A 24,947-nucleotide genomic window follows, 5' to 3' on the forward strand; every position below is an offset into this window, starting at 1 on the left:
ATGCGTGGGCCGCCCGTAAATCGTCAGATCACGGATGGATCAAAGCAGACCTTGTTCGCGGTAATACCGCTCTGCGCCCGCGTGCAATGGGATAGGCGAGTTTTTAACGGCGGTTTCAATGTCGATCGCACCGGCTGCGGAATGCGCGGCCTTCAACGTATCAAGATTCTCGAACAGCAATTTGGTCATCTGATAGGCCATCTCTTCGGATACATCTTCATGTGTGACCAAGATATTTGTGATCGCCAATGTCGGGATATCGGCATCTTGTCCAGGGTAGGTTCCCGCCGGAATAACGCCGGCCGCATAGGGGGCACCCAATGTCTGTGCCACCTCGGCAGGGACCGAGACATAGGTCACGTCTTGTGACGAAGACAAATCTTTCAACGCCGCAGAACCAAGGCCCGAAGATTGCAATGTTGCATCCAATTGCCGGTTTTTTAGCAATTCAACCGATTCTGCGAAGGGCAAATATTCTACCTTCGACAGGTCGTCATAACTCATGTCCAGCGCCGCAAGGATTTTGCGCGCATTGACTTCAGTCCCGGATTTCGCCGCGCCGACCGAAACGGATTTCCCCTTTAGATCGGTCACTGTCACGGCACCAGAAGATGATGCCGCCGCGATCTGAATGAAATTCGGATAGATCGCCGCAATCGCACGCAATTTGGTCAGCGGTTTGGTGAAGCCGACATCTGCGTTGCCCTCATATGCGTCTTTGACGGAATCGCCCAATGCAAAGCCCAGCTCCCCGCGGCCTTGCTGCAGCAGGTTCAAATTCTCAACCGAGGCTTTGGTGGATTGCACCTGCGTGCGTGCGCCCTCAATGCCCTCAGCGTAGATATTGGACAGCGCCACACCCAATGGGTAATACACGCCAGATGTGCCACCCGTCAGAACGTTGATGAAATCTGCCGCCATCGCCGCTGGGGCGGAAATGGCAAGACTGCTTGCCAAGGCCGCGCCCAAATAGAACCGTTTCAACATAAAATACCCTCCCAGATAATGCGTGTGCACGCGCCTAAGCCCATACTCAACAGGGCAGGGCGCGTTAGGCAACACTCAAAATTGACCGGGTGACAATAATCGTGAGGCTAAGGCGGCACGGTCGGGGCAATGCAGCTTTTATAACCGTGGCATGCCTTTCGCCCTCATCAGCCGCTTTTGGGCTGCAATGCGGAATGGCGCATTGGCCGCGCCATAGCCGCGATATTGCTGGCGCTGCACAATTTCAAAAAAGAACCCATTGTCCAGCGGCTGCGAATAGATTTGATAATATGGTCCGGTTTCATCTTCGTCGTATAAAACATTGGCCGCCTGTATCCGTTCCAGATCGGGGGCAGAAATCTGAAACCGTGCCGCCAGATCACGGTAGTAGTTCTGGGGCATGACCAGCGGGGCAAACCCATTTTTGTGCAGCGCTTGGGCGGTGACGAAAATATCGTCGCAGGCAAAGGCCAGATGCTGCACCGGTGCGCCAAAGCTATCGGCCAGAAAACTGCCAGCCAGGGTGCGATGCGTCTCGGCACCATTCAAGGTGATACGAAACGCTCCATCGGTGGTTTCAACCGCTTGCGACCGGGTCAGCCCATCGGGATCCACCACATCGACCATCGGGGCGCGCGACATGCCAAACAGTGACGAATAAAATAGCGACCAGCTAAGCATTTCCCCATATGTCATTGTCTGTGCGATATGATCCACATGGGTCAGGCCCGCCCCGGCGGGGCCGTTGCGCTGTGTGTTGAATTCGCGCTCCCAAACCGCGCTATGGCGGTCATCGATCAGATGCAAAATGCTGCCGCCAAGGCCGCGGATGGCAGGTATGTCCAATTGCCCCTGTGTCAGCGGCTGCGAGAATGGAACCGCACCCAAGGTAGTTGCCCGTGTCACCGCATCGGGCGCATCAGCGACACGCAGGCCAATATCGCAGATCGAAGTGCCGTGCATATTATATGCTGAAGAGGCGTAGTCGCCTTGCTCTTGGTTCACGACGATACGCAGATCGCCTTGTTGCCACAGCTCTAACGCCTTGGCGACATGTTTGGCCGTGCGCGAAAATCCCAGTGCTGTCAGGCTTTGACGCAGGCTGTCTCCTTCGGGCCCACGGGTGGTAAATTCGATGAATTCCGTGCCGGCGATCCGCACCGGGGCAGGCATTTGCGCAGCCCCTGCAGCCTGTGGTTCGGCGCGGCGGACCTGATCCATCAGATGCATCAAAGACCGATGGCCGTCAGCGGCGATTATCCGGGGCAGGCCGCCACGAAATTGATCGTTGAAAATTTCAAGGCTGAGCGGTCCAGAATATCCCGTCGCCATCACAGCCTGCAAGAACCGGGTAACATCCAGATCGCCCTCACCGGGCATGTTGCGGAAGTGGCGTGACCAATACAGCAGATCCATCTCGATCTTTGGCGCATCGGCCAGTTGCACGAAAAAGATCTTATCGCCGGGAATGGCGCGGATGCTTTCGGGGTCAATTCCGCGTCCCAGCGTGTGAAAACTGTCCAAAATCAGGCCGATATTGGCGTGATCCGCGCGGCGCACGATTTCCCAAGCATCGCGGTGATCGTTGATATGGCGTCCCCAGGCCAGCGCCTCGTAGCCAACCTTCAGCCCGCGTGCAGCGGCGCGTTCGCCCAGCTCATGAAAATCGGCGGCGGCGCGGTCAATGCCACCCATCGCCTGCGGATGGCACGAGGAACAAAACAACGCCAGACCACAGCCCAGCTCTTGCATAAGGTCGAATTTACGTTCTGCCCGGTCAAAGGCTTTGGTCCGCAGCGGTGCAGGCAGGCATTCAAAATCGCGAATTGGCTGAAACAGTGCAATGTCCAGCCCCAGATCGCGCACCCGGTTGCCCACATCGCGCGGGCTACCGGTATCTGCGATAAAATCTTGCTCAAAAATCTCAATGCCATCGAACCCGGCCTTGGCAATGGCTTGCAGTTTTTCGTCTAAACTGCCGGGGACGGATACGGTGGCGATCGAGGTTTTCATGCAGTCAGCTCCGGGTTCAATAGATCAGCCCGCAGCCGGGCCTCATCCAGCGGCAAACCGGTGAAATGCCCCCAAGCCTGCACGCCTTGGTAGAAGAATAACGCCCAGCCAGAGATAATCACCAGCCCCTGTTCCTGTGCGGATTGCAAAAATTCCGTATCGGGGGGGGTATAGACGGCATCAAAGGCCCAGGACGCGCCTGCCATTGCTGCCTTTGGTAAAGGGGTGCCGGGATGGCCTACCATGCCCACGGGGGTGCAATTGATTACACCATCCGCGCCTGCCGCCGCCTCTTGTGCGTTGCTATGCACGGTAACGGTGACATTGGGCGCGGCCGCGCGCAGGGCGGCCGCCAGCGATTGCGCCTTGGCCGGATCGCGATCCAGCAGGCGAATGGCTTTTGCGCCCAGTGCCAGCAGGCCAAAGGCCACCGCACGGCCTACGCCGCCCGTGCCAATCATCAATGCAGTGCCGGGTGCCGCATCGGCGCGCGATTGGCGATAGGCGGCCATAAATCCGGTGTAATCTGTATTATAGCCCACCGGCCCCTGCGCATCGAAGATCACGGTATTGACCGCACCCAGCTGACGCAGCAGCGGATCATCGATCCGCACCATCGGCACCACCTGTTCCTTGTAAGGGTAGGTGATGTTAAGGCCGCGAAACCCTGCATCGCGGGCATAGGCAAAGACGGCCTTAAATGGCTTGTCCATCTGCGCGGGCACCAACCGATCATAGCGGACCTGTTGGTTGTTTTGCGCCCCCGCCAGCCGATGCAACAGCGGCGAGCGGGAGGCGGCGATATTATCGCCAATCAATCCAAGCTGCAGATCGGACATTATGATTGCCCCTGCTTGCGGCCAAACAGTTTTGCTTTGCCCCAGCTCCAGATCGGGGTTTGCGACACGAAGATCAGCAACACGGCGATGAACAATGTCAAAGACAGCGGGCTTGTGACAATACCATAGAAGAAACGGCCCAAGTCTTCGCGCTCTGAAATGATCGCCCGACGCCAGTTGTCATCCAACAGCCGCGACAGGATTACACCCAGGATCACTGGTCCCAGCGGATAGCCATAATGGCGCATGAAATAGCCAAAGAACCCAAAGCCAAGCATCCAATAGACATCGGTGATTGAGTTGTTGACCGCATAGGCACCGACAATTGACAGCAACATGATCAACGGAATCAGGACCGAGCGCGGCATCTCAACGATTTTGGTGAACAGACGAATTCCGGTCAGGCCAAACAGCAGCATGAAGAAATTGGCGGTGATCAGCGCACCCACGATGAACCAGAACATATCGGGCTGATCGACCATCAACATCGGGCCGGGGTTCAATCCGTGAATATACAGCGCACCAATCATGATCGCGGTGACCGCATCGCCGGGGATGCCAAGCGTCATCATCGGGATAAAGGCACCACCCACGGCCGCGTTATTGGCGGTTTCTGGGGCGACAAGCCCTTCGATGGCCCCGTCGCCAAAGGGGCGCTCTGGGTTTTTGGTGACACGTTTCGCGTGGTCATAGGCCATCAGGGCCGCGATATCCCCACCCGTTCCCGGCAAGGCGCCGATGATCACACCAATCGTAGAAGTCTGCATCGACAGTGGCAAATGTTTGCGCACAGTTTTCAGCGATGGAACGATGCGGCTGATTTTTTGCCGGATTGAAGCCTTATTGACATGTTGCAATTGTAGCAGCGCTTCAGACACGCCGAACATGCCGATCATCACCGCGATAAACGAGATCCCGCTTTCCATGATCGACAGATCAAAGGTGAACCGCGAGGTGAAAGTTAGCGGGTCACGGCCCACCGCACCGATGGCAATGCCCAAAGCACCGGCGAAGATCCCTTTCAGCAGGCTGCCCGATGACAGTGATCCGACCAGCAACACACCTAAAATGGCCAGCAACATATAATCGCGTGGCTGGAAGGTCAGGGCGAAATCGGACACGAACGGGGCGGCCAGTGCCAAAACGCCGATACCGATGAACCCGCCGATAAAAGACATCACGGTGGTGACGCCGATCGCCGTTCCTGCCTCGCCGCGTTTGGCCATGGGAAATCCGTCAAGTGCGGTGGCAATGGCCGAGGGCGCACCGGGAATATTCAGCAAAATCGCCGTGCGCGAACCGCCGTAAACCCCACCCATATAGATGCCGATCATCAGCGAAATCGCTGGTAAGACATCCCATGAAAAGGTGAAGGAGATCAGGATCGACACCGCCATTGTCACCGACAGGCCAGGGATCGCACCGACATAGACGCCAGCAAATGTGCCCACACCGACCAGCAGCAATAGCTCTGGATGGGAGAACACCGTTAGGAAGGCCATAAAAGCATCCATTATTTTGCCCCCTGGAACATGTTGCGGAAGAACTGGATGAATTCAGCCTCTGGCATGATCCCCGCAGGCATCAAGACGGTGAAGACAATACGGAAAATCAGCCAGATCACGACCAGGCTGCCAATCGATACGGTGGCTGTATACAACCAGCTACGCTTCGACAGGTATTTGATGGCCACTATCAAAAACAGCGCCGATGTCGGCAAAAATCCAAACGGTTGCAGCAACAAACCATAGCCCAGCAACAGCACTGCAAATACGATTGCAGCCGTTGGGAAAATGTCACGCGACAGGGTTTCGCCAGTGATCTTGGGCAGGCGTGCGGTTTTCACCACAATCGCAACCGCTGCAATCAGCATGGCCAGCGTGGTCGCCATCGGGATCGCCCCAGGGGAGGACAGGGCCTCAAACCCGGCAATGCCATAGGCGTTATATAACAGGGCAGCAGAGGCGAGCGCCAGAACGATGGCAAAGCCAAGCTCGCCTGGGCGGCGCGCCGCCTCTACGCCACCGGGTGTGGCGTCGGACGTGCCGTCGTGATGTTCGGTATCGGGGTGTGTCATAGGGGGCTCTCCCGTGGCGGGATGGGGTGGTCGGCCAATCAAAAGGCACGAAATAAAAATGGCGCCGCCTTTGCGGGAAGGGCGGCGCCGGTTGTCCAGCCGACCCGATAACCGGGCCTGCTATGACCAGATTACTTCTCGGCAGGGCGCATGATGCCGAAATCTTCCGGGGATTTCTTGGTCAGGCCAGCGTCATCAAGCAACCATGCAGTGTTTTGCTGCCATTTGTTCAAGAACGCTTCGGCCTCATCGCCCGAAATCGCCAGCATCGAGAAGCCGCGATTGTCCATCAGCTCTACGAAATCGGGGGATTTCGCGGCTTCGGCATAGGCCGCCGACAGTTTGGTGACAACATCATCAGGTGTGCCTTTTTTGACGAACACGCCAAAGAACGGACCCCAAGGGAGGTAGTCGCTGTAATCGGCATTGAACGAGGTCACGATCGGCGCGTCTGGCAATTTGTCATTGGCATCCAGATCGAACACGGCCAGCGGCTTCATCTTACCTGCGCGGATCCCTTCAATCGCAGCACCCAGCACGGCTGGCATAACGTCAATCGCATTGCCTTGCAGCGCCGTAAGCGCCGGGCCGTCACCGTCATAAGGCACGGAAATCACGTCCAGATCGCCTTCAACGGTGTTCATCATGGCAGTCACAACCGATGGCAGGCCACCAGGACCGGTGGCCCCCATGCGCAGCTCACCAGGATGTTCGTTGATATAGTCCATCATGCCGGCGTAGTCATCAAAGGGCGCGTCCGGGCTTGCCACCAGGATCGGCGTGCCAAGGGCCAGAATGCTGATCGGGGTGAAGTCGGTGTAATCCTTGTCGCCAAGGCCCATCACCTTATACAGCAGCGGGTTTTCTGCACCCATCAACAGGCTGTAGCCATCGGCCTTTTGGCCTGCCACATGGTTCAGCGCGATGGCGCCAACGCCACCGGTCATGTTTTGCATGACAATGGTGCCGCCCAGCACATCTTCTGCATGCGGGGTTACCGAACGCATCACGGTATCGGTCGAACCGCCGGCACCCCATTGGATGATGCCTTGGATTTCCTTTGTTGGATAATCCTGCGCCATGGCGCCAGACATGCCCAGAACGAGTGCCGAAACGGCCCCAAATACGGTCTTTTTCATCGATTTCCTCCCAGAGTATCGGACGGGCGCAAGAATCCATCACATCCCGTTGCCTAAACTTTGCGTTTCATGCGCGTAACGTCAAATGCTATTTTTTCGACATTAGTAACATTAAGTTAATTTGTAGTCTTATCCGCAGGCCACTGACGTGGCGCTGCAGCCAGTTCTGACCTGAACTGCTTAATCGCGTATTCTGCAAAATTTGATAACTGACGGCCCTTTTTTCGGGCCGCATAGATCGAAATTTCGCGTGCTTCGACAAGGTTGCGCCGCACCAGACCGGGCATATACACCTCTGCCACGGACATGCCATCCATCAACGCCACGCCCAGCCCATGACGCACAAGTGATACAACGGTTTGTGCAAAACGCCCGCGGATAGAATGGTTTACTGTCAGGCCCGCATCAATGAATGGCCGGGCCATCAATGCGCCATAGGGGTCGGATGGCTCTACCCCGATCAGCGGATAGCGGATCATATCATGGACCGACACCTCTGACTGCGCGGCCAGCGGGTGGCCCTCTGGCAAAATCGCAACCAGCTGTGTGCGGCCGATTTCTTCGTTTTCAATACCGGGGTTTTGCACTTGGGAGCTCATGATCACAAATTCGCCACGCTCCAGCAAAAGATAATCGATTGTCTCTTCGATTTTTAAAATATTCAGGTCGATGAACAGATCAGGATATTGGCTGCGTACGGTGCGGATGGCACGCGCGGCAATAAATTGCGCCACAGATGGTGCCGAAGCAAAAGCCAGCCGCACATCTTCGCCCTTTTGCAAAGAGGTCAGCGCCATCTGAAGGTTTTCAACGCCTTTATATACCTCTCGCACTTGGTCGAAAACTTTACTCGCCTCGACCGATGGGACGAAATTTCCATTGCGTCGTTCAAACAATCGAATGCCCAAGGATTCCTCGGTATGCTTGATCAAACGGCTGATCCCAGGGGAGGATACGCCCAGATGCTCGGCTGCACCATTAATTGTGCCGCGTAGCAACACGGCCCGGATGACCTCGATCTGTCGTAAGGTGATTTCGCGCATCATCATTCCTTTTTCCCAGGTTCCTAACATTAACATCGGGTTACGAATGTATGCAAATATGTAATTGACGTTAATCCATGGCGGGCGGACGGTGCCACAATGGATGCTGGCCGGAGGAGCGGCCAATGCGGCGTGCAAGGTCGGGGGAGCAGATGCATACACAGACAGATCTTATCGTTTTGGGCGCGGGGGCTGGCGGTCTGGCCGCAGCTGTTACCGCAGCAGCGCAAGGGCTGCGTGTGATTGTTTTGGAAAAGGCAGATGTTGTTGGCGGCACCACCGCATGGTCGGGTGGCTGGATTTGGGCGCCGGGTAATGCGCTTGGTGCCGCGTTGGACCCGCAGGCAGAACAGGCGCGCACCTATCTGCAAGCAGTTTGTGGCGCTCATTTATGTGCAGACCGGGTGGATGCGTTTTTGGCGGCTGCGCCGCAGATGGTAGATTTCTTTCACACTCAGACAGCGTTGCAATTCGATGGCGGCTTCGCGATCCCTGACACCTATGGTCATCAGCCGGGCGCAGGAATGGGCGGTCGGTCAGTGATCGCACGGCCCTTTGATGCACGTGCGCTTGGGGCTTCGATTGGGCTTTTGCGCCCGCCAGTTCGTGAAACCACATTTTTCGGCATGACCATTCAGGCGGGGCCGGATTTGCGTGCCTTCATGACGATGACACGTTCGCCGCGCGCCTTGGCCTATGCAAGTGGCCGGGTGGTGCGCCATATCCGAGATTTGGCGCTGTATCGTCGGGGGATGGATCTACGCAATGGCGCGGCCTTGGCGGGGCGGTTGCTGCGGTCTGCTTTGGATCTGGGCGTGCAGGTGCAGACCGGCGTTCAGGTGCAACATCTGACACAGGTGCAGACACGGGGGCAGGTGGATGGTGTGCGGCTGACAGATGGCACGCAGATATTTGCGCGCGCTGTCGTGCTGGCCTGTGGCGGTTACGGTCATGCGCCCGATGTTGATGTGACAGAGGCCACTGGTGCTGCGCCGGCACAGTCCCTGTCTGTGCCAACGGCCAGGGGCGATGGTCTGGCCCTTGCGCAGGCGGTGGGTGCGGCGCTGGACATGAAAGTCGCGCAAAACCGTGCGTTATGCCCGGTTTCATCTGTCTGTTGGCCCGATGGGCGCGATGCGCTGTTTCCCCATATCATCGATCGGGGCAAACCCGGTGTGATCGGCGTGCTTCAATCGGGGCAGCGGTTTTGCAACGAGGGTCTCGGCTATCATGATTATGTCGAGGCTATGCTGCGCGCAGTGCCGCGGGGCCAGCCCGCGCAGTCATGGTTGATCTGCGATTATCGGTTTTTGCGCCGCTATGGTTTGGGCGTAGTGCGACCGCAGCCGGTGCCGTGGCGGCAGTGGGTTAAGCGGGGCTATCTGCACCGTGGGCGCAACCTGCACGCGCTTGCACAAAGCTGCGGCATTGATCCTGATGGGTTGGCGCAGACCATTGCAAGGTTCAATGCCGATGCGGCGCGTGGTGAGGATTCTGAATTTGGACGCGGCACAACGGCCTATATGCGGTTGCAAGGCGATCCGCAGCACGCACCCAATCCCAATCTTGCGCCCATTGCAAAGCCACCATTTTTTGCGGTGAAGGTCGTGCCGGGCAGTTTTAGCACATTTGCAGGTATCGCGACCGACCCGCAGGCCCGTGTGCTGCGTGAAGATGGGAGCGTGATTGACGGGCTGTGGTCGGCGGGCAGCGATGCAGCGTCAGTCTTTGGTGGGTTTTACCCGGCGGGGGGGATCAATCTTGGTCCCGCGTTGACATTTGGATTTGTCGCAGGGCGTGACGTGGCAGAGCAGATCCGCACACACAGATCGGAGGGGCCGGGATGACACGGCGTTATACGTTGGCACATCTGAGCGCGATTGAAATGGACCCACCCAGATTGATCCATGCAGCAGGTGCGGCGGGGTTCGATGCGGTGGGGCTGCGTCTGTTGCGGGTCACAGCTGACAGTCCCGGATATCCGTTGATGGAGGATCATGCCATGATGCGCGCCACCCTTGGGGCGATGGCGGCTACCGGCGTGGGGGTCAGCGATATCGAATTCGTTAAGCTGGACCCACAGACCGAGGTCACTGCGCTGCAACCGATGTTGGAATGCGGCGCGGCACTGGGTGCCAAGACTTTGATCACGGCGCCCTATGATCCAGACCTGTCCCGTTTGGGTGACCGTCTGTCGCAGCTTTCGGACCTGTCACAGGCACATGGTATTCAGACGGTGCTGGAATTTTTTCCCTGGACCAGCGTGCCCGATCTGGCGACATGCTGGCAGGTGGTGCAGGCGGCGGGACCACAGGTGGGGATGTTGGTCGATAGTTTGCATTTTGATCGCTCTGGCTCTGGGTTGGATATGTTGGCGCAAATCCCTCCACAACGATTGCCTTTCGCGCATCTATGCGATGCACCTGTGCATGACAGCTATAGCACCCAACAGCTGATCCATACCGCGCGCGAAGATCGCTTGCCCCCCGGGCAGGGGCAGATTGATCTGCGCGCCTTCATTGCGGCTTTGCCCGCAGATTTGCCTTTGGGGTTAGAGGTGCCCATGACGTCGACTGGCGCATCTGATGTCGCGCGTTTGACCGCAATATTGGCAGCGGCGCGCGGGGTAGTGACGGGGTAGGGCGTGCGTCGCGAGTCTGATCAACCCCAGTCTACATAATTTCCGTATCTTTTCGCCCTTTTCACGCTAGGGTCGTGGAAACAGACGTCGATCATGTGATCGATTTTTGATGTCGCGCTGAATTGTTCATTGACATAACAGTTCTTTCTGATCCATTGTTTGTTCAATGGGGAGGAGCGTTCGATGCAAATCGACACAACAGTCGCGGTGATTACCGGCGGCGCCAGCGGGCTTGGGCTTGCGACGGCGCAACGTCTGGCGGAGCAAGGCGCGCGTATTGCCATCTTGGATGTGTCGCATGCGGCCGCGACCGCCGCCGCACAGGCGCTGGGCGGGATCGGGTTTGGCGTAGATGTCAGTGATGCCGATGCGGTTGAGGGGGCCTTTGGCCAGATCTGTGATCAATGGGATGTGCCGCGTATTGTCGTGTCCTGTGCCGGGATTGGCACCGCGCAGCGCATATTGCCCCGCGACGGAATGCTGACAATCGACAGCTTTGCGAAGACGCTGAATGTCAACCTGCTTGGCAGTTATACAGTTATGAATATCGCTGCCCGCGCGATGGCCAGCGCCCAGCCATTGGATGAAGATGGCAGCCGAGGCGTGATCATCAACACCGCCTCTGTCGCCTTTGAAGATGGGCAGGTTGGGCAGGCGGCCTATGCGGCGTCCAAGGGGGGGGTCGTATCCATGACCCTTCCCGCCGCGCGTGAGCTGTCGCGCTTGGGCATACGGGTGATGGCCATTGCGCCGGGCCTGTTTGAAACCGCCATGAGTGCGGGACTGCCCGATGACATCCGGGCCGATATCTTGAAAAACGTCCCATTCCCGAACCGCATGGGCGATCCCGCTGATTACGCACGCCTTGTTCAGCAGATTGTCGAAAACCCGATGTTGAACGGCACTGTCATCCGTTTGGATGGTGCGACGCGGATGCCGTTCAAATGACCTATTCTCCAATGTCCCAATCAGAAGGCTCTGCCATGACCCAAACCGGCCCTGCCGATATCTTGCGCATCGACATTGACGGTCCTGTGGCCACGCTGACGATGAACCGTCCCGATAAGCGCAACGCGATGTGTGATGCATTGCTGGAGGCGATTGAGACCTTTTTCGCCCATCCGCCCGAAGGGGTGCGCGTCGTGATCATGACAGGCACGGCGGGACATTATTGTTCCGGTCTGGATCTGTCGGAACATGTGGCGCGCGACGCCGAAGGCACGATGCGGCATTCGCGCAATTGGCATCGGGTGATGGATCTGATCCAGTTTTCTGGCCTGCCGGTGGTATCAGCCATGTTTGGCGCGGTGATCGGGGGCGGGTTAGAGATGGCTGCCTCCACCCATGTGCGGATCGCAGAACCTTCAACCATCTTTCAGTTGCCCGAGGGGATGCGGGGCATTTTTGTCGGCGGCGGCGCCTCCGTTCGGATTGGCCGTATCCTTGGGGCTGACCGCATGTGCGAGATGATGCTGACGGGGCGCAAATATAGTAGTGCCGAAGGGCTGGACCTTGGCTTGACGCATTATGCCGTGGGTGAGGGGGAGGCCCTGGACCTTGCGCGCAAATTGGCGGGGAAAATCGCCAAAAATGCCAGCTTGTCTAATTATATGATGATCCAGGCAATCAGCCGGGTGCAAGACATGTCCAAATCCGATGGGCTGTTTGCCGAAAGCCTGTGCGCGGCCGTGTCGCAAACCAGTCAGGACGCACAAGAGGGGCTTCAGGCGTTTTTGGAAAAACGTCAGCCGGTGTTCCGCTAATCTATTGCCCTGCGCTGCCGATGAGGAGAGGCTGCGCAGGCTGACCACTGTTCAATGTCACGAGGGGCATTACGCTGCTCGGTATCTTATTTTGGGAGGAATAAAGATGACACATATGACGCGCCGTATGGCGATGACCACTTTGGGGGCCGCATTGGCCACACCGGCGTTGATGAAACGCGCCAATGCAGCGGAGGTGACGCTGCGCTTGCATCATTTCCTGCCATCCGTCGCCCCGATGCAGACCCAGTTCTTTGAGGTCTGGGCGCAAGAGCTGTCGCAGGCCAGTGATGGCGCAATCGAGGTGCAGATGTTCCCGGCCATGCAATTGGGGGGTAAACCGCCGCAATTGGCCGATCAGGTCCGCCAAGGTATTGCCGATATCGCCTGGACATTGCCTGTCTATACCCCAGACCGGTTCAAGGTCGCAGAAACAATGTCTTTGCCTTTCTTGGTGACCAATGCCGAGAAATCCTCGGTTGCGATGGACATGTTGATGCGCGAATTTGGCCAAGATGAATATCGCGGGATGAAACCGCTGGCCTTCCACACCCATGATGGTGGCAAGCTGCACACCCGCAATGCGCCGGTCACTTCACAGGCCGATCTACAGGGCTTAAAGATCCGCGCGCCTAACCAGGCCACGGGTGAGATGCTGACCGCGCTGGGCGCTGAGGTGGTGTTCTTCCCGGTTACAGATATGGTCGTGGGCCTGTCGAACGGGGTCATTGACGGTTGCTGTCTGCCCTATGAGGTTGTGCCGCCATTCAAGTTGCAAGAGCTGACTTCCTATTCGGCCGAACCTGAACCGGGCGCGCGGGGGCTGTATTCCAACACATTCGCCTTTGTGATGAACGAACGTGTTTATGACGGGCTGTCCGACGATCTGCGCGCGGTGATTGATGCCAATTCCGGGCCAGAGCTGTCGCGCCGCATTGGGGCGCAATTCGATAAATTCGAGGCGTTCGGCCGCGGCATGGTCGAAAAACAAGGCAATGAGATCGTCGAAATCCCGCGCGAGGAAATCGCGAAATGGCAAGAAGTTGCGATGCCGCTGCGCGAGGCTTGGATTGCCAAGTTGAATGACAGCGGGTTGGATGGTGCTGCGATTGTGGCGCGTGCGAATGAACTTCTGGACGCGGGATAAGCGATCATGGCCGAAGGGCTTCCACATGACATGACGGAACAGGCGGGCCACGGCCCCCTGTTTCGCGCCCTGCGTATGACGGCATTGCTATGCGCGGGTTTGGGCGGCGGGGTGATCTTTGTCTCGGCATTGACGGTCACAATCTCGGTGGTGATGCGCAATCTTGGGTTGGGCGGTATTCGCGGCGATTTTGAATTGGTGGAGCTGGCCTGTGCGGCCTGTGCATCGTTGTTCTTGCCGCTGTGTCAGTTGAACAAAGGCCATGTAATGGTTGATCTGTTTACGTTGTGGCTGCCGCAAACCGCGCAGCGCAAAATGGATGGTGTGTGGACATTGCTCTTCGCGCTGGGCTGGGGGTTTTTATGCTGGCGGCTTAGCCTGGGTCTTGAGGATATGCATTATTACGGTGATCGCACGATGTTGTTGGGCGTGCCTGTCTGGTGGGCCTATTTGCCAGCAATCCTGGGCACAGGCCTGTCGGCGCTGATTGCTGCGTTGCAATCTTTGCCAATGCTAAGCCGCGCCTTCCGGGCGCTGGGGGTGAATTGATGGAACCGCTAAGTATTGCGATTGGCATGGTGATTGTCCTGCTGGGGCTGATATTCGCGCGTATGCCGATTGCGCTCGCCATGGCGATGGTGGGGGCGGGTGGCTATATGCTGCTGGGATCCCCCTATGCGCTGGTCGCGTATCTGAGCACGGCATGGGTCGATAAATTCATGTCCTATGAATTCGCGATTGTGCCGTTGTTCATTCTGATGGGGCATCTGGCCACGCGCTCGGGCATCTCAGGGGCGATTTTCGCGGCTTCCAACGCGTGGATTGGGCATTTGCGCGGTGGGCTGGCGATGGCATCGGTGGCAGGCTGCGCGATGTTTGGGTCTATCTCCGGCTCATCTTTGGCCACGGCGTCGACGATGGCGCGGGTGGCCTTGCCCGAGATGCGCAAACACGGCTATTCTGGCGCGCTGGCCTCTGGTTCATTGGCGGCGGGGGGCACCTTGGGGATTTTGATCCCGCCTTCTGTGGTTTTGATCATCTATGCCCTGTTGACCGAGCAGAACATCGTCAAACTGTTCCTATCGGCCACGGTGCCAGGCATTCTGGCGGTGATCGGGTTCTTTATTGCGATTTCGATCTATGTGCGTTTGTTCCCATCCGAGGGGCCAACACATGAACGTGCCAGCATGGCGGTGCGGCTGAAATCGCTGGCAGGGATCTGGCATGTGGTGGCGATTTTTGTCATCGTTTTGGGCGGGATCTATGGCGGATTTTTCACCCCGGCCGAGGGCGCATCGGTGGGCGTAGTGTTGATGCTGATTGCGGGTGTGGCGACGCGGGGCTTGAATGCGCGTTCCATTCTGGATTGTCTGATCGACACGGCAGGATCCACGGCAATGATCTTCGCCATCGTCTTTGGTGCCGATATCTTCAATGTCGCGCTGGCGTTGTCACGCATGCCCACCGATGTCGCGGCCTTCTTTGCGACCGCCGATGTCGCCCCGATGGTGGTGATGGCGGGGATCATTGTCTTCTATCTGGTGATGGGGTGTTTGATGGACAGCCTGTCAATGATTTTGCTGACGGTTCCTGTCTTCTTTCCCACAATTATGGCGCTGGACTTTGGCCTGACACCGGAACATCAGGCAATGTGGTTTGGCATTATCTCTTTGGTGGTGGTCGAGATGGGGCTGATCACGCCGCCGGTTGGTATGAATTTATTTGTCATCCAATCCATGGCCAAGGACATCCCAACAAAGGAAATCTTTCGCGGCACAATCCCCTTTGTTCTGGCAGAGCTGTGCCGGATTGCCCTATTGGTGGCCTTCCCCGTCCTCAGCTTCTGGCTGGTTGACGTGATGGCCGGATAACGGGAGCACAGCATACCATGACATCGCTTTCCACCCAGACAGACGATAAATTGCGCCAGTTCATCGGCTATAACATGAAGCGGACATTCTTGCTGGTGCAAGAGGATATGAACCGGTCGTTAGAGCCGCTGGGCCTAAGGATGGCCAGTTTCTCGGCGTTGGCTATCATCGCGGAAAATTCCGATATCTCGCAAACTCGCCTGGCTGAAATGCTGTGCATCGAACGCTCTGGCGTCGTGGTGTTGGTCGATCAGCTGGAAAATGCGGACCTTATTGCGCGCCATCGGGTGGAGGGGGATCGCAGATCCTATGCGCTGCGATTGACTGATGAAGGACAGCGCGTCTGGACGCAGGCGGAAGCCGCCGTTCAGGCGCATGAGGACGCGTTTTTCGCGGATCTGACAGGGCCTCAGCGCGATGCGCTGGCTGCAGCCCTGCGCCGTCTTGGAGGCGGTTGACCAACATAATGCACCGGGGGTGAGGGGCCCCCAGGGAGGGTATCATGAAAGATGTAGTGACGGGGCTTACCTTGGTTCCGCATTCTGCGGAGCTATGCGAATTTACCGGGCTGGACGGGCGTCAGGGTCTGTTAATGACGACGCAGACGCCGCTGGATCGGGTGGTCGATCATACCGGGGTCTGGCTGGAACATTGGGCTGCGACCGCGCCTGACAGGATCTTTTTGGCAGAGCGTTCGGGCGACGAATGGCGCGAGCTAAGCTATGCGACCGTTCTGGCACAGGTCAAAGCGGTTGCCGCGGCCTTGGTTGCGCGTCGAATGGGGGCGCAGACGCCCATTCTGATTTTATCGGGCAATTCGGTCAATCACGCGATCCTTTCCTATGCTGCGCAATGGGTCGGCGTGCCGACCGTGCCGCTTGCGGAACAATATGCGCTGATCAATGAGGCCCATTTCCGCATCACCTATGCCGCCGAGGTGGTCAGGCCCGGCCTGATTTTTGTTGAGGATGCGGCGCGGTTTGCCGATGCGCTTGCGTTGCCCGCGCTGCAGGGCATTGAGGTGGTGGCAAGCGATCCATCGAGCGCAACCACAGCCTTTGCCGATCTGCTGGCAGTTGTGCCAGACGCGCAAACAGCCGCAGCCCATGCGCAGGTTGGTCCAGACACGCTGGCCAAGATATTGTTCACCTCTGGCTCCACATCCAATCCCAAAGGGGTGATGACCACACAGCGGATGATGTGCGCCAATCAAAGTCAGATGGCCTCTGTTCTGCCGTTCTTGAAACAGCGGCCACCCAAGATTGTGGATTGGCTACCGTGGAACCATGTGTTCGGCGGCTCGCATAATCTGAATATGATGCTGGCGCATGGCGGCAGTTTTTATATCGACAATGGCAAACCGACCAAGGCGCTGTTTGGTGACACAATCGCCAATGTCACCCATCATGCGGGAAATCTGTCGTTCAATGTCCCGGTCGGATTTTCGATGCTGGTGCAAGAGATGGAAACCAACGCCGCGCTGCGACAGGCCTATTTCCATGATTTGGACATGATTTTCTATGCGGGTGCGTCTTTGCCACAAGAGGTCTGGACCCGGCTGGAAGAAATGGCACTGCAAGAACAGGGGCGGCTACCGTTGATGATTTCTAGCTGGGGTATGACAGAGACGGCGCCGGCTACGGTGATGGTACACGAACCTATTGGCCGTTCCGGCGTGATTGGGGTGCCGTTGCCGGGAACGCAAATCCGGCTGATCCCCGATGCCGACATGCGCTGTGAACTGCGGGTCAAGGGGCCAAATATCATGCCCGGCTATGTGCATGATCCAGAAAAAACCGCACAGGCCTTTGACGAGGACGGTTTTCTGATCACCGGCGACGCGGTGCGGTTTGTCAACCCTGATGACCCGGCGCGTGGGTTGGTGTTTGATGGCCGGGTGTCAGAGGATTTCAAACTGTTGACAGGCACTTGGGTGCAGGCTGGCAAGCTGCGCGTAGATGCGCTTGAGGCGCTGCGAGGTCTGGTGCAAGACGTGGTGATCTGCGGCCATGATCGTGGTGAAATCGGACTTTTTGTGTTTCCAAAACCGTCGGCGTTGGAACATGGCGACGTCTCAGATGGTGCGCTTATCGACCCGGATCTGATGGCGCGCATCCACCATGTGCTGCGCGATATGGCGCGCGCCAGCTCTGGTTCGGCGCGCCGGATTGCGCGGGCCATCGTGCTGGCAGAACCGCCCAGTGTCAAAGATGCTGAAGTGACCGATAAAGGCTCGTTGAATACACGCAAGATCATCACGCGTCGCACGGCTTTGCTTGAGCGGCTTTACGACAATGACGACCCCGCATTGATCCGGGTTTAACAGGAGGCTGATATGGTAGATTTCAACGCCGTTCGGGCAATCGATTTCCACACCCATGCCGAAGAGGCCTGCGGCTGCCATGATGATGATGGCTATGATGATCTGCAAGCTAGCATGGCGCAATATTTCAACGCGCCATGGGATCATCCGCCCACCATCGATCAGACGGCGGCGCATTACCGGGCGATGAATATCGCGGCAGTGATCTTCCCCGTGGATGCCGAGCGCGAAACGGGCTACCGCCGCTATAGCAACTATGAGGTGGCGCAGGCTGCGGCGAAACATTCGGATATTTTGATCCCTTTTGCTTCTATCGACCCTGCCAAGGGTAAGCTGGGCGCAAGAGAGGCGCGTGATCTGGTTGAAAATCACGGTGTCCAAGGGTTCAAATTTCATCCCACCATGCAGGGGTTCTATCCCAATGATCGCATGGCCTACACGCTGTATGAGGCGATCGCGGAAACCGGCAAGCCGGCATTATTTCATACAGGGCAAACCGGGGTAGGATCTGGCATGCGGGGCGGCAATGGGATGCGGCTGAAATATTCCAACCCGATGTATATTGACGATGTCGCGGTGGATTTTCCCGATATGCCGATCATCCTCGCGCATCCGTCCTTCCCCTGGCAAGAAGAGGCGCTCTCGGTCGCAACCCATAAGCCCAATGTCTATATCGACCTGTCGGGCTGGTCGCCGAAATATTTTCCGCCAATTCTGGTGCGCTATGCCAATAGCTTGCTGAAACATAAGATGTTGTTTGGCTCTGACTGGCCGATGATCGCACCCGAAAAATGGCTAGCTGCATTTGATAAGGCCGAATTCAAGGACGAGGTCCGGCCGCTGATCTTAAAGGAAAACGCCATGCGGCTGCTGGGGGCAATCTGATGCGTAGGATGTTGATGACATCGGCTGTAATGGCGATATGCGGAGCCGGGGTTGGTTGGGCTGCGGGCTGCCAGGATATGGCAGCACAAGCCCCGGCGGGCGTGCTTTTGACTGCGCAAGACACACAGGTAGACGGTGTGGATGTGTGCCAATTGCATGGCACAATGGCGCAGCGCACAGGTCAGGATGGCCGCGCCTATGCCCTGCGGTTCGAACTGAACCTGCCCAGAGATTGGAACGGGAATTATGTGCATCAGTTCAATGGTGGAAATGATGGCGAGGTCAAACCCGCTACGGGCGCGTTAAAGGCTGGTACGGGCGGGCAATCGCCATTGGCGCGCGGCTATGCGGTCGTGTCTTCTGATGCGGGTCATGCGGGCGATATGGCGCCGGATATGGGCCTTGCCGGCGGGGCGGTGTTCGGCTTCGATTTTGAAGCCCGGCAGATGTATGGCTATAAGGCCGTGGCCGTGCTGGACCCGGTGGCGCGCGATCTTGTGCAAGGATATTATGGTGCGGATATCGCGCGCTCTTACGGGATTGGATGTTCCAATGGCGGGCGGCACGCGATGGTCGCGGCGTCACGCATGCCTGCGGCCTTTGATGGGCTTTTGGCAGGGGCGCCGGGGTATCGCCTGCCAAAAGCGGCGTTGCAACATGCGTTGGATGTGCAGCAATTCCACGCCATCACTGGCGACTTGGCCACGGCCTATACACCGCAGGATCTAACCGCGGTGGGTGATGCGATCTTGGCAGCTTGTGATGGGTTGGACGGGCTGGAAGATGGGTTGATACAAGATAGCGCAGCGTGTCAGGCACAGTTCGACCCCGCCACTTTGGCAGATGTTTTGCAGCCCCATCAGGCCCAAGCCCTGCGCAATGTGATGCGTGGGACACAAAGCGATGGCGCCCCCTATTACAGCGATTGGGCATGGGATAACGGTATTGCAGGCAGCAATTGGCGGATGTGGAAGCTGCAAAGCCCAATCCCGCCATGGGATCATAAGCCGATCATTGCGGTGATGGGGGCCGCGTCACTTGCGCAGGTCTTTACCGTGCCACCCACCAAAGTTGTCGGTGAGCCGGCCGCATTGGAAGACTATCTGCTGCGCTTCGATCTGGCGACACAGGCAGGGCAGGTAGAGGCCAGTTCTGACATTTATCCCGAAAGCCCGATGCAGGTGATGTCTCCTCCCGGTTCAGAGGATCCGCACTTGCAGGCATTCCGTGACGCAGGTGGGAAGATGATCCTATTCCACGGGGTGGCGGATCCCGTGTTTTCGGCGCTTGATACCCAAGCCTATGCGCAAAAATTGCTGGCGAATACGGATGGGGACAGCGCGCAAATGCTACGCTATTACCCGGTTCCGGGGATGACGCACTGCTCCGGCGGGCCGGGGTTGGATAAGTTCGATCTGTTCACCGCGTTGGAGCATTGGGTGGAAGACGGCACGGCCCCCCAAGCCGTCATCGCCACTGCCCGGCCCGATAATGACGAAACGCCCGCCAGCCTTGCCAATGCCGCCCGCCCGCTGTGTCCGCAGCCGCTTGTGGCGCGTTACATCGGGGGAAACCCTGATGATGGCGCAAGCTTCAGCTGTGTGGAATAGCCGATGTCAGAATTCAAAGCGCCGCTTGATGATATACTGGTTTGCCTGCGTGATGTGGCACGGGCGGATCGCCTGCCAGACTGGGATGAGGATATGGCGCAAGAGATCTTGCACCATTTCGCACAATTCGCCGAAGGGGTGATTGCGCCGCTGAATGGGGTGGGTGACGCGCAAGGATGCCGATTGCATCAGGGCCGTGTGCAAATGCCGGACGGGTTCGCCCAGGCCTTTGCGCAATTGGCAGATGGTGGGTGGCAAGGGCTGACGGTGCCACAGAGCTATGGCGGAATGGCGCAAAATGCGGTTCTGGCGGGGGCGGTTTCGGAGATTTTTTCCGGGGCGAACCACGCGTTGCAAATGCTGTGCAATCTGGTGCCAGGCGCGGTGTCAACACTAATGAAATTTGGCACATCGGCGCAGCAAAAGACATGGATTCCGAAACTGTGTTCGGGACAGTGGCTGTCGACCATGTGTTTGACAGAACCGGAGGCGGGATCTGATCTGTCCGGCATTCGCACGCGAGCACGGCAGACTGATATGGGCTGGCAGATCACCGGTGAGAAGATTTTTATTTCGGGCGGTGATCAAGACATGTCGCAGGGGATTTTGCATCTGGTTCTGGCCCGCACCGGTTTGGTCGAAGACGGCATTCGCGGGTTGTCATTGTTCTTATGCCCATCGCATACGGAGGCAGGGCGCAATGGCATTACTGTCACCCGGATTGAAGAAAAATTGGGTCTGCATGGCTCTCCGACCTGTCACCTGGCTTTTGATGGCGCAGATGCGCAGTTGATCGGGTCGCAGGGCGCGGGGCTAATGGCGATGTTCACCATGATGAATCATGCGCGGCTGGATGTGGCACTGCAAGGTGTCGCCCATGCGGCGCGCGCCCATCACATTGCCGTAGATTATGCGACCCAGCGCCAGCAGGGGCGTAAACCCGATGGCCTCCCAGCCATGTTGATTGACCATGCGGATGTGCGTGCCATGCTGGACCGTCAGCGGGCGCTATCGCTGGGTGCGCGGGCGATGGCCTATCTGACATTGACCGAACTGTCGCTGGGCGATGCGCCTGCAGTGGTCGATTTCCTCACGCCGATCTGCAAAGTGTTTTGTACCCAAGCCGGGATCGAGGCCGCCGATCTTGGGATGCAGATCATGGGTGGATATGGCTATCTGACAGAATATCGGATCAGCCAGACATGGCGCGATGCGCGTATCACCGCAATCTATGAGGGGGCGAATGGTGTGCATGCCCTGTCGCTTGCGACCCGTGGAGTGCGATCAGGCGAGGGGGCGGATGGTTTCTCCGCGCTGATTGCCGATTTGGCGCAGGGCGATCACGATTGCATCAGGCTGTTGTCCATTTGGTCCAAATTGCGTCGCAAGATTACCGATACGCCAGATTTGGCACCAGGCTATGCGCATGATTTCATGACGTTAAGCGGTGATGTCTTCTTTCGCGCGCTATGGGTGCGTCTGTCGCATACAGGTGGGGAGGAAATGGCGCGATTGGCTGCACAGGTGGCGTGCCGCCCCGATGTGATACGGCCAGACCGCGCGGCCTGAGGTCCGCGACGGATTGGCACAATTGCCTTTGCTGGGCGTATCGTGATGATAGGGGGCGGCGGGCAGCGGGCCTGACATCACGATAGGAGGGGCAGATGGCCTTGCATCGCGGGATTAAGCTGCGCCATGTGCGCGCCTTTCTGGATGTGGTCGACGAAGGGTCGATTTCAGCAGCCGCACGCGCGCAGGGGATTTCGCAGCCTGCTTTGTCCAAAACCTTGGGCGAGCTGGAAGCGATGATGGAGGTGACACTGCTGACCCGTCAGGGGCGGCGTGTAACGTTGACGGTCGCGGGCAAAAGCTTTCGCCGCCATGCCCTGCAGGCGTTACAACAACTGGACAGTGCCGTGGCCGCCGCCCAAGGCGAGGCACGGGTGGATATGATCAATGTCGGTCTGCTGCCCACGGTTGCCGGTGGCGTGTTCCCGCGCGCGGCGTTGGCCTTTTCCGGGCGCCACCCGGGGGTGAAAATCTCAATGTTGACGGGGCCGCATACCTATCTTCTGGGGAAATTGCGTGACGGGCAGATTGATCTGATGATCGGACGCATGCCCGCAGCGGATGAGATGCCAGGCCTTCGGTTCGATTTTTTGTATCATGAAGAAATCGTGCTGGTGGGGCGTTCTGGTCATCCAATGGAGGGGCGGCCCGGTGCCTATGTGCTGCCCCGTGCCGAGCTGATCTTGCCGACACAGGGATCGATCATTCGTTCGACGGTGGATCAGTTCTTATTGTCATCGGGGATCACCGATCCAAAGATGCGCTATGAAACCGTGTCATTGCCGCCGGCTTTGGGGCTGTTGGAAGCCTCTGATTTACTGTGGCTGATTTCTCGTGGCGTGGTGCGGCGCGAATTGGACAGCGGTGTGTTGCAGACATTTGATCTGGGCGCACCGTTCTTGTCTGGCGCGGTGGGGCTGACGATGAAACATAGCGCCACCGACCGCGCCGAGCTGATCGATTTGATCGAAGCGATGCGGATCGAGATTGACCATAGCGCCATGCCCAAAGCCGCTGTTGAGTGATGAGTAAGCCATAACCAAAACATGCAGTAATTCGCTTCACTTTGTATTGGAACGCGATTTGCGGTTATGACATCCTGAGGTCGGAGGATAGTCATGCAAACATTTGAACGATTGGGGCGCACGCTCCATTTCCGCATCGACGGGCCGCGCGAGGGTGCGGTTGTGGTGCTGGCCAATTCGCTGGGCACCGATATGCGCGTCTGGGATGCGATGCTGTCCCATATGCCGACGGGATTGCGCTATCTACGGTTGGATAAACCCGGACATGGGCTAAGCGATGCGCCATCGGGCCATTTGAAGATGGATGAGCTGGTCGACGATGTCGCAGCGCTTTGTGATGCCCAAGGCATCACCCGTGCGATGTTTGTCGGCCTGTCGATCGGTGGTATGATCGGTCAGGGGGTGGCCTCAAAACGCCCGGATTTGCTGCGCGGGTTGGTTTTGATGGATACGGCGGCGAAAATCGGCACGCCCGATATGTGGCAGACCCGGATCGACGCGATTACCAAAGATGGGATAGGCGCGATGGCCGCCCCGATTTTGGAGCGCTGGTTCACTGAGGAATTCCGTAACGGCCCTGAATTCCCGCTGTGGCGCAATATGTTGCTGCGCACGGATGTGATCGGTTACACGGCATGTTGTGCAGCAATTGCCGGTGCGGATCTGACCGAAAGCACCGCTGCGCTGACCTTGCCCGTGATGGCGATGGCGGGCGATCAAGATGGCTCTACCCCGCCTGATTTGGTGCGCGCGACCGCCGATTTATGTGGCGCACAGTTCCACCTTATCGCCAATGCAGGCCATCTGCCCTGCGTTGAACAGCCCGCACAAACTGCGGCCTTGATTTCTGATTTCATCGACAGGACACCATTATGACCGATACGAACCCCCGCTTTGACAAAGGTATGGAGGTCCGCCGCGCGGTCCTTGGCGATGCGCATGTTGACCGTGCTGAATCTGCCAAAACCGAATTTGATGTGCCGTTTCAAACGCTGATTACCGAAACCGCATGGGGCAATGTCTGGGCGGGCGATAAGATTTCTCGCCGGGAACGGTCGATGTTGACGCTTGCGCTGTTGGCCGCAACTGGGAATTTTGAAGAAATCCCGATGCATGTGCGTGCCACGGCCCGTACCGGCGCCAGCCCAGATGATATTATGGAAGCCTTCTTGCATGTCGCCGTATACGCCGGTGTGCCCAAGGCCAACCACGCGATTAAACTTGCCAAACAAACCCTTGACGAGATGAAAGAGGGCTCCAATGACTGATTTATACGCAGGCATGCGGGCAGATAAAGGTCCGCTTATCCCACGCAATCGTGAAATCCATCCCGACCCTTATGATCCGGGTTATAAGACATCGGTGGCGCGCTCGCCCAATCTGCCGCTTTTGGCAATGGAATCTGGTCAATCCGAAGAAACCGGCCCGACCTTTGGTCATTCCAAATTTGGTCAATATGATAACAACCTGATCTTGAACTGGAACCGTGGCGCCGCCCCGGCGGTGGGTGAGCGGATCATGATGCATGGCCGCGTGGTGGATGAAAACAACCGTGCGGTTCCCAACACGTTGGTTGAGATCTGGCAGGCCAACGCAGGTGGTCGCTATCGTCATAAGAAAGACGGCTATCTTGCGCCGCTAGACCCTAATTTCGGCGGCTGTGGCCGGACATTGACCGATGAAAACGGCTATTATCAATTTCTGACGATCCGGCCTGGTGCTTATCCCTGGCCAAACCGTGGCAATGACTGGCGGCCGATGCATATTCACGTTTCGGTCTTTGGTCACAGCTTTGGCCAACGTCTGATTACGCAGATGTATTTTGAAGGCGATCCGTTGATCAACCTATGTCCGATTGCCGCAACGGTCAAAGATCGTGCGTCCTTGGATCGGCTGGTTGCACCGTTGGATATGGCGCATTCCCGCCCGTTGGATTTCCTGGCCTATAAATTTGATATCGTGCTGCGTGGTCGCCGCCAGACGATGTTCGAAAACCGTATCGAGGGGATGTAAGC

At 57.6% G+C, this 24,947-nt stretch carries 23 protein-coding genes; 16 read left to right on the forward strand and 7 right to left on the reverse strand.

Features of this window, described 5'->3' with window-relative positions; translation table 11 throughout:
• Positions 1-39 precede the first annotated feature (39 nt).
• From BFP70_RS00180 to BFP70_RS00210, 7 genes are all read right to left on the reverse strand, one after another.
• Entirely contained in the window at positions 40-987 is a 948-nt protein-coding gene (locus BFP70_RS00180) for a TAXI family TRAP transporter solute-binding subunit (RefSeq protein WP_066009002.1), read from the reverse strand.
• A 138-nt stretch (positions 988-1,125) separates the two neighbouring features.
• A complete protein-coding gene (locus BFP70_RS00185; RefSeq protein WP_066009004.1) occupies positions 1,126-3,000 on the reverse strand; it encodes a bifunctional sugar phosphate isomerase/epimerase/4-hydroxyphenylpyruvate dioxygenase family protein in 1,875 nt (624 codons plus the stop codon).
• Complete coding sequence (locus BFP70_RS00190) at positions 2,997-3,839, reverse strand: shikimate dehydrogenase (protein ID WP_066009006.1); 843 nt, start codon at positions 3,837-3,839, stop codon at positions 2,997-2,999. The genes BFP70_RS00185 and BFP70_RS00190 overlap by 4 nt, the downstream gene beginning before the upstream one ends.
• Complete coding sequence (locus tag BFP70_RS00195) at positions 3,839-5,353, reverse strand: tripartite tricarboxylate transporter permease (RefSeq protein WP_066009009.1); 1,515 nt, start codon at positions 5,351-5,353, stop codon at positions 3,839-3,841. The genes BFP70_RS00190 and BFP70_RS00195 overlap by 1 nt, the downstream gene beginning before the upstream one ends.
• Positions 5,353-5,916, reverse strand: coding sequence for a tripartite tricarboxylate transporter TctB family protein (locus BFP70_RS00200; RefSeq protein WP_066009011.1), 564 nt, complete (start codon positions 5,914-5,916; stop codon positions 5,353-5,355). Before BFP70_RS00200 ends, BFP70_RS00195 begins: the two co-directional genes overlap by 1 nt.
• Before the next feature lie 131 nt (positions 5,917-6,047).
• On the reverse strand, positions 6,048-7,055 hold the full coding sequence (locus BFP70_RS00205; protein ID WP_066009014.1) for a tripartite tricarboxylate transporter substrate binding protein: 1,008 nt from the start codon (positions 7,053-7,055) through the stop codon (positions 6,048-6,050).
• 116 nt (positions 7,056-7,171) lie between these two features.
• Entirely contained in the window at positions 7,172-8,098 is a 927-nt protein-coding gene (locus BFP70_RS00210) for a LysR family transcriptional regulator (protein ID WP_066009016.1), read from the reverse strand.
• Between the two features lie 152 nt (positions 8,099-8,250).
• Between BFP70_RS00210 and BFP70_RS00215 the strand changes: the two genes are divergently transcribed.
• From BFP70_RS00215 to pcaH, 16 genes are all read left to right on the forward strand, one after another.
• A complete protein-coding gene (locus BFP70_RS00215) occupies positions 8,251-9,945 on the forward strand; it encodes an FAD-dependent oxidoreductase (RefSeq protein ID WP_066009058.1) in 1,695 nt (564 codons plus the stop codon).
• Complete coding sequence (locus BFP70_RS00220; protein WP_066009018.1) at positions 9,942-10,739, forward strand: sugar phosphate isomerase/epimerase; 798 nt, start codon at positions 9,942-9,944, stop codon at positions 10,737-10,739. The genes BFP70_RS00215 and BFP70_RS00220 overlap by 4 nt, the downstream gene beginning before the upstream one ends.
• A gap of 183 nt (positions 10,740-10,922) precedes the next feature.
• Entirely contained in the window at positions 10,923-11,687 is a 765-nt protein-coding gene (locus BFP70_RS00225) for an SDR family NAD(P)-dependent oxidoreductase (protein WP_066009020.1), read from the forward strand.
• A 35-nt stretch (positions 11,688-11,722) separates the two neighbouring features.
• Complete coding sequence (locus BFP70_RS00230; RefSeq protein WP_066009059.1) at positions 11,723-12,502, forward strand: crotonase/enoyl-CoA hydratase family protein; 780 nt, start codon at positions 11,723-11,725, stop codon at positions 12,500-12,502.
• A 106-nt stretch (positions 12,503-12,608) separates the two neighbouring features.
• On the forward strand, positions 12,609-13,649 hold the full coding sequence (locus BFP70_RS00235; RefSeq protein ID WP_255356539.1) for a TRAP transporter substrate-binding protein: 1,041 nt from the start codon (positions 12,609-12,611) through the stop codon (positions 13,647-13,649).
• A 6-nt stretch (positions 13,650-13,655) separates the two neighbouring features.
• Positions 13,656-14,198, forward strand: a complete 543-nt coding sequence (locus tag BFP70_RS00240; RefSeq protein WP_066009022.1) for a TRAP transporter small permease — start codon at positions 13,656-13,658, stop codon at positions 14,196-14,198.
• Positions 14,198-15,520, forward strand: a complete 1,323-nt coding sequence (locus BFP70_RS00245) for a TRAP transporter large permease (protein WP_066009024.1) — start codon at positions 14,198-14,200, stop codon at positions 15,518-15,520. Before BFP70_RS00240 ends, BFP70_RS00245 begins: the two co-directional genes overlap by 1 nt.
• A gap of 17 nt (positions 15,521-15,537) precedes the next feature.
• On the forward strand, positions 15,538-15,978 hold the full coding sequence (locus tag BFP70_RS00250) for a MarR family winged helix-turn-helix transcriptional regulator (protein WP_066009025.1): 441 nt from the start codon (positions 15,538-15,540) through the stop codon (positions 15,976-15,978).
• A gap of 44 nt (positions 15,979-16,022) precedes the next feature.
• On the forward strand, positions 16,023-17,843 hold the full coding sequence (locus BFP70_RS00255; RefSeq protein ID WP_066009026.1) for a feruloyl-CoA synthase: 1,821 nt from the start codon (positions 16,023-16,025) through the stop codon (positions 17,841-17,843).
• 12 nt (positions 17,844-17,855) lie between these two features.
• A complete protein-coding gene (locus tag BFP70_RS00260; RefSeq protein WP_066009028.1) occupies positions 17,856-18,728 on the forward strand; it encodes an amidohydrolase family protein in 873 nt (290 codons plus the stop codon).
• A complete protein-coding gene (locus BFP70_RS00265; RefSeq protein WP_066009029.1) occupies positions 18,728-20,338 on the forward strand; it encodes a tannase/feruloyl esterase family alpha/beta hydrolase in 1,611 nt (536 codons plus the stop codon). Before BFP70_RS00260 ends, BFP70_RS00265 begins: the two co-directional genes overlap by 1 nt.
• Positions 20,339-20,341: 3 nt before the next feature.
• Positions 20,342-21,907, forward strand: coding sequence for an acyl-CoA dehydrogenase family protein (locus BFP70_RS00270; protein WP_066009030.1), 1,566 nt, complete (start codon positions 20,342-20,344; stop codon positions 21,905-21,907).
• A gap of 95 nt (positions 21,908-22,002) precedes the next feature.
• Positions 22,003-22,932 (forward strand): LysR substrate-binding domain-containing protein, encoded by a 930-nt coding sequence (locus tag BFP70_RS00275; RefSeq protein ID WP_066009032.1) that lies wholly within the window; start codon positions 22,003-22,005, stop codon positions 22,930-22,932.
• A gap of 93 nt (positions 22,933-23,025) precedes the next feature.
• Positions 23,026-23,808: a 3-oxoadipate enol-lactonase gene (gene pcaD / locus BFP70_RS00280; RefSeq protein WP_066009037.1), complete on the forward strand. Its 783-nt coding sequence runs from the start codon at positions 23,026-23,028 to the stop codon at positions 23,806-23,808.
• Positions 23,805-24,200, forward strand: coding sequence for a 4-carboxymuconolactone decarboxylase (gene pcaC, locus BFP70_RS00285; RefSeq protein WP_066009041.1), 396 nt, complete (start codon positions 23,805-23,807; stop codon positions 24,198-24,200). Before pcaD ends, pcaC begins: the two co-directional genes overlap by 4 nt.
• Positions 24,193-24,945, forward strand: a complete 753-nt coding sequence (pcaH, locus tag BFP70_RS00290) for a protocatechuate 3,4-dioxygenase subunit beta (protein WP_176715455.1) — start codon at positions 24,193-24,195, stop codon at positions 24,943-24,945. Before pcaC ends, pcaH begins: the two co-directional genes overlap by 8 nt.
• Positions 24,946-24,947 lie beyond the last annotated feature (2 nt).

Source organism: Thioclava sp. SK-1, from assembly GCF_001705665.1.
In the GTDB taxonomy this organism is placed as follows: Bacteria; Pseudomonadota; Alphaproteobacteria; order Rhodobacterales; family Rhodobacteraceae; genus Thioclava.